This window comes from Herpetosiphon sp. (assembly GCF_003512625.1).
GTDB classification, from domain to species: Bacteria; Chloroflexota; Chloroflexia; order Chloroflexales; family Herpetosiphonaceae; genus Herpetosiphon; species Herpetosiphon aurantiacus.
The window spans coordinates 26,349-41,355 of sequence record NZ_DOPT01000024.1 but is presented as its reverse complement, the minus strand read 5'-3'; the positions used below and the strand labels follow the sequence as shown (position 1 = coordinate 41,355).

The following is a 15,007-nucleotide window of genomic DNA, read 5'->3' as shown; positions in this document are numbered from 1 at the left end:
GAATGTCGCTTTAGGCCGCAGCCGATGATTCTGATTTGCTGGCTTCGGCTTTGGGTGCTTCAGGCTTGCTTTCGCTAGTAGCAGCAGGCGCGGCACTGCTAGCATCGCTGCTACCTGGTGCTGGAGTGCTTGATTTGCTGCTAGCGCTATTGTTATTGCCTGAACGACTATCATTAATATACCATCCACTACCCTTGAATACCACGCCAACCGGTTGAAACACACGCTTGATCGTGCCTTGACAGCGCGGACAGATGGTCAGCGGCTCGTCAGAGAAGCGTTGAAATTGCTCGAATTGTGCGCCACATGCTTGGCACGCATATACATAGGTTGGCACGGTACCATACCTCCGACAGGATGAAAGTTTAACGGAATAAAGCCCCAAAAGGCACTCTGGCTCATTTTACCGTAATTATGGTTGCTGATCAACCAGACGAAGAATAAAGAGCAAAGAACATAGAACATAGGGGTCGGGGATCAGGCGCTAGGGATCGGTGTTGATCCATGAATGGCACGAAGGATGGGAACTGCGGAGATCGCGAAGGGTATGTTTAGCCACAGATTGCTCAGATTTGCTTGATTATCTAACCCCTGATCCCTATCCTCTCACAATTCATCCCTCATAATTCATAATTCATCCTTCTCAACGCTCTGCGCCTCTGCGTTAATTAATATCGATCTCCAACTCCTAATGTTCTATGTTCTATGCCCTTTGTTCTCTTTATCTATTAATATTTTTTTGACAATTGTATTAAGATCATTTAATATATTCGCTATCCACCCCAAACCATCAAACGACACCACTAGCAAGTGACAACACCATCTGTGTCGAATTAGTGGCATTTGGACACTATCGAGCGAACAAGGTTGTTCGTGTGGTTGGTGCAATCCCTATCTCTACAGGAGGGTTCATGAAGCCGTCACGCATCGTTCGGTTGGTTGGTTCACTCGCATTAGCCGCAGGGCTGATGGCTCCGTTGAGTGCTTTGGGGCAAACACGGCAGCCAGTTCAGCAAACGGAGCCGCTTGATCAGGCGCGGGCCTATCATCTTGAAGGCGTAACCACGCGCGAAGATCGCAATGCAATTGCCGCAACTGGTGCTTCAATTGATGCAGTTCATGGCAAGGTGTTGGATATTACCGCCAATGCCGAAGAAGCTGCGGCGATTGAGCGCTTAGGCTTTAAATTGGTCGAGCTACCTGAACTGACCGATTTTCCAGGCGCAGATTCGGCCTACCATAATTATGCTGAGATGACCAGCAATATTGCGGCAGTTGTTGCCAGCAAGCCGAGCATTGTGAGCCGCTTTAGCATTGGCCGCTCGTATGAAAATCGCGATTTGATTGCGGTTAAAATTAGCGATAATGTCGCAACCGATGAGAACGAGCCAGAAGCCTTGTTCATCGGCCAGCACCATGCCCGCGAACACCTGACCGTCGAAATGACCCTGTATCTGTTACATTTGCTGGTCGATAACTATGGCATTGACAATCGGATTACCAACATTGTCAATAGCCGCGAAATCTACATCGTTTTCAGCTTGAACCCTGATGGCAGCGAATACGACGTAGCAACTGGCAGCTATCGCAGCTGGCGCAAAAATCGCCAACCCAACAGTGGCTCTTCCTACGTTGGCATCGACCTTAACCGCAACTATAGCTACAAATGGGGCTGCTGTGGTGGCTCAAGTGGCTCAACCTCGAGCGATACCTATCGGGGCACGGCAGCCTTTACCGCTCCCGAAACCCAAGCGATTCGTAATTTCGTCGCTAGTCGGGTAGTTGGCGGTAAACAACAAATCAAAACCTCGATTTCATTCCATACCTATAGCGAACTGGTGTTATGGCCATATGGCTACACCTACGATGCCTATCCGAGCGATATGGTACGCGACGATTATGATGCAATGGCCGCGCTTGGCCGCACTATGGCATCGAGCAATGGCTATACACCACAACAATCCAGCGATTTGTATGTTGCTGATGGCACCTATGAAGATTGGGCGTATGGGGTGCATCGAATCTTTGCCTATACCTTTGAAATGTATCCTCGCTCTTCGAGTCCAGGTTTCTACCCACCTGACGAAGTGATTAGCCGTGAAACCACCCGTAACCGTGAATCGGTCTTGTATTTGTTGGAACAAACCGATTGTCCCTATCGCGTGATTGGCAAAGAAGCTCAATATTGTAGCGGCGGTGGCACGCCAACCCCAACCGCGACACCTGGGCCAACCGCAACCCCAGGCCCAACCGCTACACCAAACCCAGTCGTCACCGTATTTAGCGACGATTTTGAAGCCAATCAAGGCTGGACAACCAATCCCAATGCGACTGATAGCGCAACCACCGGCGCATGGGAACGGGGCGACCCTGAAGCAACCGATAGCAGCGGAGCCAAGCAGCTTGGCACAACTGTCAGCGGCAGCAACGACCTTGTAACGGGCCGTTTGGCTGGCAGTTCAGCTGGAGCCTACGACCTTGATGGTGGCTCATCGTCAGTCCGTTCGCCAGCCTTCACCTTGCCAAGTTCTGGTAATTTGAGCTTGAGTTTCAGCTACTACTTGGCTCATGGCTCGAATGCCAGCAGCGCCGATTACTTCCGCGTGTCGCTCGTCACCAGCTCTGGCACGGTCAAAGTCTTTGAAAAATTGGGCAGCGCAACCGATGTTGATGCCGCCTGGACAGCCGCTACTGTTAGCTTAAACAGCTACGCTGGTCAATCGGTGCGAATCTTGATTGAAGCTTCCGATGCCAGCACTGCTAGCTTGGTAGAAGCTGCTGTGGATAATGTTAGCGTGACCCAACGCTAAAGCTCTAGCCCAGCGCAATTTCCAGCTAGCCCCGCCTGTGCCTAAACCACACAGGCGGGGTCTATTTAACTCGTCATAATGTGGAAGGGCGTTTGACGCGAGTGGGTATCGCGCCTATAATGCGCTGTTGCGATGGGAGTTTCTTTAGGTATCTCTGGGTGGGCTGTATTCCTCGCCACGCCCATCCTTCACCAAACACGGAGGCAGCGTTCGTCGTGCGTAAGCAAGTAATTAGTGCCCTCGTCGTGACGATTGTGGCAGTTGCTTTAGCGACTTGGATTGTATTCTTTCCTAAGTCGTTCCAAAGCCTGACTGGTCGCGATGTTTCAACCCACTTAGGTCTCGACCTACAAGGCGGCTCGCAAATCTTTTTACGTCCCGCCGATCCCAACGAAGCCGATTTGGCCGCCAAACTCGAAAATGCCGCTGGTGTGATCGAGCGTCGTGTCAATGGCTTGGGCGTAAGCGAATCGGTTGTCCAAGTTGTCAACAGCGATAGTATTGTGGTCGAATTGCCAGGGGTCAAAGATCCTGCGGCAGCTTCGGAAGCGCTCAAAGGCGCTGGTAACCTCGAATTTATTGATCCTCAAGGTCAGTATTTGCCCGATGGCACCGAAGTTTGTACCACCGCTACGCCACGTTACCCAATCACGGTGCAGTTGCCAAGCAGCGTCACTGGCACAACTGGCGTAACCACCACCGACAGCTTGAGTAACACCAACCCGTTGTCGTCAACCAATAATTTGACCACAACCACTCCAACCACTACTACTGAGCGGCCTTGTGAATCGCCATATACCACAATTGCTCGTGGTAGCGATCTCGACACCAGCCAAGTTGCCTTGACAACTGATCAAGCTGGCCGTCCAGCAGTGTTCTTCCGCTTCCAAACCAACTCAGATTCGGCCACCCAAATCGCTAGCTTTACCAGCCAAAACATTGGCCGGCCTATGTCGATTGTGGTTGATAACCGCGTGATTTCAAGCCCTCAAATTAATGGCTCTTTGCCTGGCGAAGGGATCATTACGATGGGTTCGACTGGCACGACGGTTGCTGAGCAAAATTCACAAGCGCAAGCACTGCAAAACCAGCTCAAATATGGCGCTTTGCCAGTAACCTTGATCGAAGATAGTAACCGCAGCATCAGCGCAACCCTTGGCAACGACTCAATTGACGCAAGCAAAATTGCTGGCGCAATTGGCTTGATTGCGGTTATGCTGTTTATGTTGATGTACTATCGCTTGCCTGGCTTGTTAGCCGACATTGCCTTAATCGTTTATACCATCCTCTCATTTGCGATTTACAACTTGGTTCCGGTCACATTGACCTTGCCAGGGATCGCAGGCTTTATTTTGTCGATTGGTTTGGCCGTTGACGCGAACGTGTTGATTTTCGCGCGGATCAAAGAAGAATTGCACCGTGGCCGCTCATTGGAACGGGCAGTCGAAGATGGCTTCAACCATGCATGGCCATCAATCCGCGACTCCAACGCTTCAACCTTGATTACAAGCTTTATCTTGTATGTCTTGGGTAATGGGCTTGGCGTAAGTATCATCCAAGGCTTTGCATTGACTTTGGCCTTGGGGATTATCGTCAGCTTGTTTACCGCAATCACCGTTTCGCGCATGTTGTTGCGCTTGACGATTGATCTTGGGGTTTCGAATCCACGTTGGTTTGGGGTTAACCCCGAAGAAGATGCTGCTGAAGTGGCAGCCTTATCGTCAGAGCAAGCTTAATTTAGTTGATTTTCAACTATACCATCGATAAAGGATTGGGCTATGTTAGATTTAGTGCGTCGGCGCTATTTATGGTTTGCAATTTCAATCCTGACAATTATTCCAGGCTTGATTAGCATGCTGGTATTTGGTTTGAACCTTGGGGTGGACTTCTCGGGTGGCGCTCGCTGGGAAATTCATATCCCAAGCATTAGCGAAACCCGCGATGGCTTAGAAAATGATGTCAATGCGGTGTTTGCTGAAAGCGGCATCGAAGGTGCACGGACTCAGCTATCACAAGGTACGACCAACAATCAACAATTTGTGATCGCCTTTGTGCGCTCAAAGTCGGTGCAAAGCGATTCGGCTGAGCGTAAAGCAGTAGAAACTGGCTTGACCAGCAAGTTTGGTGCTGATACGCGGATCGAAACAGTGCAAACCGTCGGTGAAACCGTGCGTGGGCGCTCAATTCGCAATGCGATCGTAGCTGTCTTTATTGCCTCATTGGCGATCATGGGCTATTTATGGGCGGCCTTCCGTGGCACTCCCAACCCCATTCGCTACGGCGTGTGTGCAATCATCGCGATGTTGCACGACGTGTTGGTGGTGATCGGGATGGCTTCAATTCTCGGCTGGTTAATTGGCCTTGAAGTTGATGCGCTGTTTATGACCGCCGTCTTGACCGTGATTAGCTTCTCGGTCCACGATACGATTGTGGTGTTCGACCGCGTGCGCGAAAACGTGCGCCGCTCAAGCGACGATTACGAACGGGTGGTCAACCGCTCGATCGTTCAAACCTTGACGCGTTCGATCAACACCCAATTTACCTCGTTCTTTACCTTGACCGCCTTGTTGTTGTTTGGTGGCGAAAGCATTCGCTCGTTTGTTTTGATTCTGTTGCTTGGTTTGATCAGCGGTACCTATTCGTCAATTTTCAACGCTGCCCAATTGTTGGTGGTGTGGGAAAACCGCGAATGGCGCAACTGGTTTGGTCGTGGCAAAGATAAGGTTAAGCCAGCCACCGCTGCCTAAATTGATCCTGCCCATCGCAGATCCAAAAATGCCCCGCTCGTTGCTACGAGCGGGGTTTTCTGTTATATGATGTTAGGCTATCGGAATAGTCAGCAGGAAGAGCGCCCCAGGGCCATCGTCATTGGCAACCCAAATGCGCCCGCCGTGGGTTTCGACCGCCAAGCGACAGTAGGTCAAGCCTAGCCCAGTGCCTTTGATCCCAGTTTGTTTGACTTGGGCAAACTTTTCAAAGACCCGTTCGCGATATTGGGCTGGAATGCCAGGCCCAGCATCACGCACGCCCAACAAAATCCATTGACCAGTTGGGTGATCGCTTGGTAGTTGATTGGCTTGAACTTTGTTGGCGCTAATCGTGATTGTTGATAAGGCTGGGCTGAACTTAATCGCGTTATCCAGCAAGTTTTGCACGACCCGCTCTAGGGTTTGGATATCAACCGAGGCTTTAGGGGTATTTTCAGCAATATTCAGCGCTACATGGACTTTGCGCTCGTTGAGCAATGGCTCATAATTTTGCATCACCGAACGCACCACATCATCAACCGCCACCGTAATTGGTGTGATTGGCATCTGGCCTGCTTCAAGTTTGCTAATATCCATCAGCAAATTAACCATATCGAGCAGACGAGCACTACTGCGCAAAGCGATTTTGACAATTTTATCTTGGCCTTCGCTGAGGTCGCCAACCATCTTTTTGGCCAGCATATCCAACGAGGTCATCACCGAACTCAGTGGCCCACGCAAATCATGAATCATCATATAGGTCAGGTCGTGGCGCAGATTTTCGGCCTCGATCTCGGTGGTAATATCGCGTAGCACAATAATAATCGGGTGAGGGCTTTGGTTCGCCGCGCTTTGAACTGGCAGAGTTGTCCATTCGAGCCATTGGCTGCGCAAACCGCCCAATTCTAACTGGCCCCGCGCCTCAGCCAAACGCCCGCGACTAACTTTGTAGATCGCCAGCGTTAGTTCGCTCCAAGCTTCCTCAGATTTATTCCACTGGGCGCACCAATGGGTAAGCAGCAAATCGACTGGCTCTCCCAACAATTCGGCGACTTCGTTGCTGCCGATCATGGTTTGAGCGGCGGCATTGACCTCGACCACCCGCAAATCGGCGCTCAGCAAAATAATGCCTTCTTCGGTTGAAGCCAAAATCGAGGCTAAGCGATCGCGGCCATTGCTCACTTCTTCGGCCAAACGCCGAGTTTCGACCGCCACAGCGGCTTGGCCCACAAACAGCGAGAGCAAATCTTGGGCTTCGCGGTTGGGCAAGGTTTCGGGATACCACAAGTAGATCACGCCCAAGGTTTGGTGGGTTGCTAGCAACGGTAACATCACCAAGGCTTGACCACCTAAATCGCGTAAGACACTCGGCAATTTGCTGCGATCGCCAAGCAACAAGGGCTTATCACGCTCCAGCACTTTATGGGCAAATTGAATAATCGCCTCGTCAGGTGTGTGCTCAATTCCCAAGCCGACAATTGGTTGCAATGTCGTGGGATCATTGGGATCGCTGAGTAATACCCCAGCGCCGAGTGCGCCAGTCCAATCGACCATCCCGCCAACTGTAAATTGCCAAATTGATTGCGCATTGCTGAAGGTGCTGTTGATCGCCATGCCAAGCGCACTCAAGGCAGTCAAGCCTTCGACGGTTTGGCGTTGGCGTTCGTAGAGCCGATTGTTTTCGAGCGCAACTGCCAATTGCGTGGCGAAAATCTCCAGCATTTGAATTTGATCAGTGGTTGGCTGAAGGCCATTTTTTGGTGCATAGACCGTCAAAAGACCTAAAAGATCGCCGCTGGTGCTGCGTAACACCGCAAACAAGCTATCGTTGGGATGCCACATGCCAGTCCGTAGCTCTGGCACATCGACTCCATTTGAGGGATCAGGCCATAAACGCGCATCACCATTGCGCCGATGATCGATATAGTAGGTCGATTCACCCCGGCGATATTGCGGTTTGAGCAAAGCCTCGACGCGCTCAGGCTCAATCGTAATGCTAGCTTGGGCCTCGAAAATTTGGCGATCGATACCTGCGCTGACGACCCGTTTGATAATTGCTTTATGGCCTGGCGTAGTTTGAACGAGGCTAATCGTCACTTGGTTGAAGCCCGTAGCACTTTGCACAGCCTCGGCTAAGGCTGGCAAGACCGACCCAAGGTTTGAAGCAGCTTTGAGCGCATTGCCAATTTGCACAATCTCTTGAAATTGCTTGTTACGCTGGTCGAGTTCGCTGATTCGGCGAGTCAGGGCTTGGTCGGTTTGGGTGTAGAGATTAGAGTTTTCAATCGCAATTACTGCTTGATCGGCCACTGCTTCGAGCAAGGCGCGGTCGGCGGCAGTAAATGGCAAGCCATTGCGATGATTGAGAATTTCGATCACCCCTTTGACTCCGCCAGCGCCAAGCAACGGCACACACAGCAGATCGCGGGTTTCATGGCCCACCAACATATCAATGCCCGTATAAAACGCCGGATGATCGCCAGCACGATTGGCGATCAATGATTCGCCTGTACGTAACACCAAGCCAGCAATCCCCACATTAGACGGGATACGATTGCCCAAAAGTTGCTGGCCAACTGGACTCAGACTATAACGAAAGACTAATTCGTTGGTGGCTTCGTCGAGCAACAACAACGAACCCTCTTCAACATTTAAAAGCTCTTGCACCCGCCCCATGATCAACGATGGCACGGCCTCAAAATCGAGGGTTGAAGTGATGGTGCGGCCAAGTTCGTTTAATAATTCAAGTTGGCGAGCTTGGCGTGTGGTGCGTTCGTAGAGCCGTGCCTGCTCAAAATTATCAGCCGCACGATGAGCCAACATCTCCAATTTGCGTAACGTGTCGGCGTTGTAGCGTACCTCTGGCTCAAGCGTGTAGATCACTAACGTGCCAAGCACCCGTTCGCCGAAGCGTAGCGGCACACCTGCCCAAAACAGCGGCGGAATATCATCATCAATAAACAATGGCGTAACATGATATTGGGCACAAGTTTCGAGATAGCGATCGGTGATAATTGGCTCGTTGCGCCGAATAATCACCCCAGTTAAGCCATGGGCAACTGTCCATTGCGAATTGGGGGTCGTGCTGCGGCCATCGGCGTAAAAATGCGCTGCCACTTGAAACAGCTGCGACTCAGGATCATACAACGAGACAAACAGATTTTGCGGACCAAACATCTGTTGGATGCCGCGATACACCGCCTCGATCAACGGCCCAAGCTCGAGCGAACTATTCAGGCGTTGGCTGATCAAATTAAATTGGGTCAGCTCGCGCAGTTCGGCCACCAATTGTTGATTGTTGGTGATCGTACACATGCTGGCGGCAGTTTGCAGCGCTAAGGGCAAGAGCAATTGATCATTTTGGGTTGCTTCAGGCAAGGCCAACCAACCGCGCAAAGTAATGTGCAACAGGGGCAGCATCGTCCATTGCGTGGCATCAGCGGTGGTGATGGTTAAAATTGCACCTTGCTCAAGCTGCTCCTGTTGGTTGCTGGAGAGCATTAATTCTAAAGGAATTTCGGGCTGAGTTTCGGCCAGATCAAGCCAAATCAAATGGTAGTGGGGATTATGGCGAAATTGGCGAAGGGCGGCGCTTAAATTTGTGTGCAAGCCATTAATGCTCGTGGCGGTTGCCAAACGTGGGAGCCACTCGCGCAAAAAGTGGGCTGAGGAATCTTCAAATGCCTGTTTTTGGGATTGCATACACATCACGCCTCACATGTGACTGGCCTATCTTACCAAACCTTAGGGGTTTTGACAAAGCTCGTGGCTTGGTTGCTGGCCTAGTGATTGAGAAACCGCGAGGGTTCTAGCCACGAATTACACAAATTGCACGAATGCTTGAATTGTAAACCGAAAGCTTGGTTGCTGGCATAAGCAGTGCTACAATAATTATATTGTGCAAGAAGGAGTCAATTCATGTTTGATGCATTCAAAAGAAAGTTTGATGCAACCCCTGAAGGAATGGAAGAACGCGTTCCACCTGGCCAGTACGTTACCCAGAAATTTCCAGTCTTGCACTATGGCGAGACTCCGATCTACAAAGAGCTTGAGCAAACCTGGGATTTACGGGTTTTTGGCGAAATTGAAGCCCAAAAAACCTTTTCATACAACGAATTTCGCGCTTTGCCAACCGTCACCATTGAAAATATCGATATTCACTGCGTCACGCGTTGGAGCAAACTCGCCACAACCTGGACGGGCGTGCGCTTTCGTGATTTTCTCACCCATATTCCAGCGCTCAAACCCAGTGCCCAATTTGTGCTGGCCCACTCTGAGGGCGGCTACACCGCCAACATGCCCCTAGAAATTATGTTTGATGATGATGTGTTGCTAGCCTATTTGTACGAGGGCGAGGAGCTAGCGCCTGATCATGGCTTTCCGTTACGTTTGTTTGTGCCCAAAAAATACTTTTGGAAGAGCGCCAAATGGCTGCGTGGCATCGAATTTATGAGCGCCGATCGCTTGGGCTTCTGGGAGCGTTACGGCTACCACAACAACGCCGACCCATGGCAAGAAGAACGTCACGCTGAATAGGTTTAAACGCAAAGAACGCTGGTTAAGCTATAACCAGCGTTCTTTATTGGTTAATTTTAGCGGCTAATTGGTTGGGTTGAATTGATCAATTCACTAACATCAACCAAGGGTGTTGCTCCGCCGCCGCTAAACACTGGCAGCTTGCCATCCCAGCGCAGCGCCATTTGATAGCGAATCAAGACCTCGGTGACGCTTTCGGCCAGCAGGCGGTTGGCATCAGCTTGAGCTTCGGCACGAATCAAAATCGAGTCAGCATCACCTTTAGCAGTAGCGCGTTGAGCTTCGGCGCGACCTTGGGCTTCAACCTTATCTTGTTCGGCTTTGATTTGGGCCTGTTCAAGCTCGTATTTTTGGCGTTCAGCTGCTTGTTGGGCGGTAATTTTGTTCTCCAAGGCTTGCTTCAAATTATCGGGCAAGTGCACTTCGCGAATCACAAAATCTTCCAAAATCAAGTGCCGACGTTCAAATTCGGTTGTCAATTGTTCTTTAACTTTGTCAGCTAATTCAGCCCGTTTCTCACCGCTGATATCTTCCCAGGAATAGCGGCCAGCCAAAGTAGTTAAGATTGAACGGGTTTGTTGACGCACAACTTGCAGTTCGATCACATCAAGGCTTTGGCCACCCCAATCGGTGTAGAGCACCGCAGCTTCTTCTTTTTTCACTCGATATTGCACTGCCACATCAAGATTAAGTTGTTGAGCCTCACTCGATTGAATTTTGATCGAATCATCGCCAGCAGTTTGACCCTCGTTATCGCTTTGGACCATGATATAGGTCTGGATGGTCACTGGATATTGCTGGATAGCAGTGGTAAATGGGTTGATTAACGTCCAACCAGGATCAATTGCCGTTGTGACATTATTGTTAGCCTTATTGAAGGCAATCCCGACATAGCCTGGTGGAATGGTTTTCCACGATGCGGTTAACAGCACCAAGCCTATGACTGCAATAACAATTGCAATGGCAATGCTGCCAATGCGACGGCCCGACGGGCGACGGCTAGCGTTGCTCATGGTCATTCCTTTCATCATCATCAGGGCTAACAGACCGGAACCCACGCCACCAATCCATAATCATCGGCGCAAGTTCGAGGCCTAGGCGATAGCATAAGACGAGCACTACGATTGCGATAGCGATCTCGCCCAGCGTCATACTCATAACAGCCTCCTGTGAGCACAAATACTCACAGCATGGAATACGCAATTACTAAACCTAGGTTGCATTAATGAGCTAATTTGCTTTTGTACCAACCAAAACTTTATAACGTTGATCGCCTGCTAGCTCATGCACATTACTCAAAACAGTTTCTAGCAATGGTTCATAGCGCAAAAAGCGATTGGCAACAATCACCAATTGGCCATTGGGAGCCAACACTTGGACAGCCTGCTTTAAGAGATTTTCGGCCAGTTGTGGGCTTTGAACTCGACCAACATGAAATGGTGGATTCGACACGACCAGATCAAATTGCTCGCCATTGACGGCTTGAATTCCATCAGATGCCAGCACTCGGCCAGTTAATTGGTTGGTTTGTAAGTTTCGTTTAGTGGCTTCAATTGCTACCATGGTACTATCGATGTAGGTTAAAGCAAGAGTGGATTCGCGCTGTTGCAAAAACATGCCCAAAATTCCAGCGCCACAGCCAAGATCAAGCACGCGCTGGTTGGCTTGAATGTGCACTGCATCCAATAACATAGCACTGGCTGGATCAAGTTGGCCTTGAGCAAATACGCCAGCAGTTGCCTCGATAGTTAATGCATGGTCGCCATGACTGAGCTGATGCTGGGTTGTTTGGCTTGGCTGAGCTTGCCAGTGTAAAGGCCGAAATGCCATTACCACATGATGACCTTTTTTATAGAGCGTTTTGACGCTTGGCCCGACAATCTGTTCGAGCAACGTGGTTGCTCCACTTAATCCAGCTTGTTTACCACCGCCAATCGCCACAATCCCGCCAGCATTGGTGTGTTGCGCTGCCAAATTAATCAGTTCTGCGCCACGCTGGTTATCGCTCCACCACAAAATGTTAATCAACACCAGGTCAAACGGTTTGCTTGGGGTTAAGTCGGTGGTGCTAAAAAATTGGGCTGGCAACTTGGCTTGGGCAAAGCTCTGGCGGGCAGCGGCCAAGGCCACAATTGAATCATCAGCAAAACTGACATGTGCGCCTGCTCGCGCCAATGCCAAGCCAATCCGGCCAGTGCCTGCGCCGATCACCAAGGCTTGCTGGCCTGGCGTAACCACGCTGGCTCCCCATTCAGCCAATAAAGTTGCGCCCCAATCGTCACGTTCGGTATCAAAGGGTACTGGCAACAACCATGCATTCATACGCATTACATCCTTAAATAATACAGTGGTAGCCCACCTGCTTTTGGTAGAATAGCTGCATCATTTTAATCGCGATTGGCTGGTTGCGCTATTGATCGTTTTGAGGAAGGCTAGCATGACATTTTCGATTATAGGCTACGATCCGACGACTGGTGATTTGGGTGTGGCGGTCGCTTCTAAATTTTTGGCGGTTGGCTCGGTGGTTTCGTGGGCGCAGGCGGGAGCAGGCGCGATTGCCACCCAATCGTATGCCAATATAAGCTTTGGCCCCGATGGCTTGGCGTTGTTGGCTCAAGGAACCTCAGCTCAGGCCACGCTTGATCAATTATTGGCTGCTGATGAGGGCCGTGAGCAACGCCAAGTTGGGGTGGTCGATGCCCAAGGTAACGCCGCAACCTGGACGGGCAACGCTTGCCATAGCTGGGCGGGTGGTCGCACTGGCGCTGGTTATGCCGCCCAAGGCAACATTTTAACCGGAGCCGATGTAGTTGAAGCCATGGCAACAACCTTCGAACAAACCCAAGGCGAGTTGGCTGAACGTTTGCTAGCGGCCTTGCTGGCTGGCGATTTAGCGGGCGGCGATCAGCGGGGGCGGCAATCAGCAGCGCTGTATGTGGCGCGTAAAGGTGGAGCCTATGGTGGCGTGCTTGATCGCTATATCGATCTGCGGGTCGATGATCATCACAATCCTGTACCAGAATTGCAACGGTTGCTCCAACTGCATCGTTTCTATCTCACACCACCCAAACCCGAAGATTTACTGCCGATCGATCAGGCGATTGCGCTCGAAATCCAGACGATGTTGCAGCAGGTTGGCTATTATCAGGGTGAGCTTTCAGGCGTTTATGATGCTGCGACCCATTCCGCGTTGCAGGCTTATGGCGGGGTTGAAAACCTCGAAGAACGCTTGGTCAGTGAAACCCACATCGATCAACAGGTCTTGAATTATTTGCGCCAACACTTTGTGCGCTGATTGAATAAACACTTGGGGCCAAAATTGGTTAAAAAAAGCGCCAAATTGGCCCTAAAAACGGCCTTGAGCTAGTTGACTCAGGCTCAGGTGTGTGCGATAATGGCGCGTGCGGTGTCTGGAAGGGCCAGACAGTAGGGACATGCGTTGGGATCGTGAACATTGACGGGATTCATCCTCTGCCTCAAAAGCGTAAACACATTCCCTCACTATTTGGAATCCTCCAATTGGCAGCCCTGTGATGCGGGCTTATTTTTGTGTAACCGCTTGTGGTAACGAAAGACGACTATGCAACCATATATTCGACCAACCTACCCATTTAGTGCGCTTGTTGGTCAGCCTCGCTTGAAGCAAGCACTGGTGCTTAATGCGGTCAATCCTCGAATCGGCGGTGTGCTCATTCGTGGCGAAAAAGGCACTGCTAAATCGACGGCTGTACGGGCGTTGGCACATTTGCTGCCATTAATCACGGTGGTAGCCGATTGCCCCTATAGCTGCCCGCCAGATCAGCTTGATCGTATGTGTGGTTCATGTCGCGGTCGTTTGCAAGCTGGCGAAGATTTACCGTTGCAACAACGGACAACCCGTTTGGTCGAATTACCTGTCAGTGCCTCGGAAGATCGTTTGGTTGGCTCGCTTGACCTCGAACATGCTTTGGTCGAAGGTCAACGCCGTTTCGAGCCTGGCCTATTAGCTCAAGTTAATCGTGGCTTGCTATATGTCGATGAAGTGAATCTTTTGGATGATCACTTGGTTGATATTTTGCTCGATGCTGCGGCAATGGGCATCAACACGGTCGAACGCGAGGGCATTTCGATTTCACACCCAGCTCGCTTTATTTTGGTTGGCACCATGAACCCCGAAGAAGGCGAACTCCGACCTCAATTGCTTGATCGCTTTGGCTTGGTGGTTGAAATTGGTGGCTTGAAAAATGTGCGCGAACGGGTTGATGTGATTCAACGGCGCATGGAATACGATGCTGATCCTGAGCAATTTGTGCAACGCTGGAGCAGCAACGAGCATCATTTGACTGAAGAAATTGCGGCGGCCAAAAAACTCTTGCCCCAGGTACAAATTTCTGAGCAAGATATGTCAGCGGTGGCAATGCTCTCGCTCGAATTGGGCGTTGATGGTCACCGTGCCGACTTGGCAATTCTCGAAACGGCGCGAACTCATGCCGCCTTAGAGGGTCGCACTACGATTTCGCTCGAAGATATTCGGGTCGCAGCTCAATTGGCCTTGCCTCACCGCATGCGTCGCCAACCGTTTGCCGAAGTGCGGCTTGATGAGCAGCAACTCAGCGATGTGCTGAATAAGGCGGCTCAAGAGCGCCAACGCGGCAACGAAGAGACAGCGGGGCGTGACGAGCTAAAAAAAGCTTAGCCCCGTCGGAGGAAGCGTCCAGCGATAGCGAAGAAGCGGGCGATGAAGAACCACCGACTGGGGCACCGAAAGGCTCGCCACCCCAAACCAGTAGCCAAGCAGAAAAAGGCGATGGCAAAGTCTTTAATATTGCCCAAGAATATCGCCCCAAGCGTTTGGAAACCCAAGCCGATTCAATGCGGCGCAAGGCTGGTGGTCGCCGCACCCGCACTCGAACTGAGCGCAAGCAAGGCCGTTAT

General features: G+C 50.9%; 12 protein-coding genes. 7 read left to right on the top strand and 5 right to left on the bottom strand.

Features of this window, described 5'->3' with window-relative positions; translation table 11 throughout:
• Positions 1 to 10: 10 nt before the first annotated feature.
• Positions 11 to 337, bottom strand: a complete 327-nt coding sequence (locus tag DEF47_RS05775) for an FmdB family zinc ribbon protein (protein ID WP_012190642.1) — start codon at positions 335 to 337, stop codon at positions 11 to 13.
• Positions 338 to 911: 574 nt separating this feature from the next.
• On the opposite strand from DEF47_RS05775, the gene DEF47_RS05770 reads away from it, so the two are divergent.
• From DEF47_RS05770 to secF, 3 genes are all read left to right on the top strand, one after another.
• Positions 912 to 2,810, top strand: coding sequence for a M14 family metallopeptidase (locus tag DEF47_RS05770; protein WP_012190641.1), 1,899 nt, complete (start codon positions 912 to 914; stop codon positions 2,808 to 2,810).
• A 215-nt stretch (positions 2,811 to 3,025) separates the two neighbouring features.
• Complete coding sequence (gene secD, locus DEF47_RS05765; protein WP_287045025.1) at positions 3,026 to 4,546, top strand: protein translocase subunit SecD; 1,521 nt, start codon at positions 3,026 to 3,028, stop codon at positions 4,544 to 4,546.
• Positions 4,547 to 4,588: 42 nt separating this feature from the next.
• Positions 4,589 to 5,557, top strand: coding sequence for a protein translocase subunit SecF (secF, locus tag DEF47_RS05760; protein ID WP_012190639.1), 969 nt, complete (start codon positions 4,589 to 4,591; stop codon positions 5,555 to 5,557).
• Between the two features lie 72 nt (positions 5,558 to 5,629).
• Here the strand turns inward: secF and DEF47_RS05755 are convergent, their stop codons facing one another.
• Entirely contained in the window at positions 5,630 to 9,259 is a 3,630-nt protein-coding gene (locus DEF47_RS05755; protein WP_041304591.1) for a GAF domain-containing protein, read from the bottom strand.
• Between the two features lie 216 nt (positions 9,260 to 9,475).
• On the opposite strand from DEF47_RS05755, the gene DEF47_RS05750 reads away from it, so the two are divergent.
• On the top strand, positions 9,476 to 10,093 hold the full coding sequence (locus DEF47_RS05750) for a sulfite oxidase-like oxidoreductase (RefSeq protein WP_012190637.1): 618 nt from the start codon (positions 9,476 to 9,478) through the stop codon (positions 10,091 to 10,093).
• 56 nt (positions 10,094 to 10,149) lie between these two features.
• On the opposite strand, the gene DEF47_RS05745 is transcribed toward DEF47_RS05750, so the two are convergent.
• The 3 genes from DEF47_RS05745 to DEF47_RS05735 form a co-directional block, all read right to left on the bottom strand.
• Positions 10,150 to 11,106, bottom strand: a complete 957-nt coding sequence (locus tag DEF47_RS05745) for an SPFH domain-containing protein (protein ID WP_012190636.1) — start codon at positions 11,104 to 11,106, stop codon at positions 10,150 to 10,152.
• The gene (locus DEF47_RS05740; protein ID WP_287045024.1) at positions 11,093 to 11,251 is read right to left on the bottom strand and encodes a hypothetical protein; all 159 of its coding nucleotides are present in this window, start codon (positions 11,249 to 11,251) and stop codon (positions 11,093 to 11,095) included. The genes DEF47_RS05745 and DEF47_RS05740 overlap by 14 nt, the downstream gene beginning before the upstream one ends.
• Positions 11,252 to 11,323: 72 nt before the next feature.
• Positions 11,324 to 12,415, bottom strand: a complete 1,092-nt coding sequence (locus DEF47_RS05735; RefSeq protein WP_041304589.1) for a methyltransferase — start codon at positions 12,413 to 12,415, stop codon at positions 11,324 to 11,326.
• Positions 12,416 to 12,530: 115 nt separating this feature from the next.
• On the opposite strand from DEF47_RS05735, the gene DEF47_RS05730 reads away from it, so the two are divergent.
• From DEF47_RS05730 to DEF47_RS05720, 3 genes are all read left to right on the top strand, one after another.
• Positions 12,531 to 13,388, top strand: coding sequence for a DUF1028 domain-containing protein (locus DEF47_RS05730; RefSeq protein ID WP_012190634.1), 858 nt, complete (start codon positions 12,531 to 12,533; stop codon positions 13,386 to 13,388).
• 285 nt (positions 13,389 to 13,673) lie between these two features.
• On the top strand, positions 13,674 to 14,768 hold the full coding sequence (locus DEF47_RS05725; RefSeq protein WP_012190633.1) for a magnesium chelatase ATPase subunit I: 1,095 nt from the start codon (positions 13,674 to 13,676) through the stop codon (positions 14,766 to 14,768).
• 42 nt (positions 14,769 to 14,810) lie between these two features.
• On the top strand, positions 14,811 to 15,007 hold a 197-nt coding region (locus DEF47_RS05720; RefSeq protein ID WP_287045023.1), incomplete at its 3' end, for a hypothetical protein.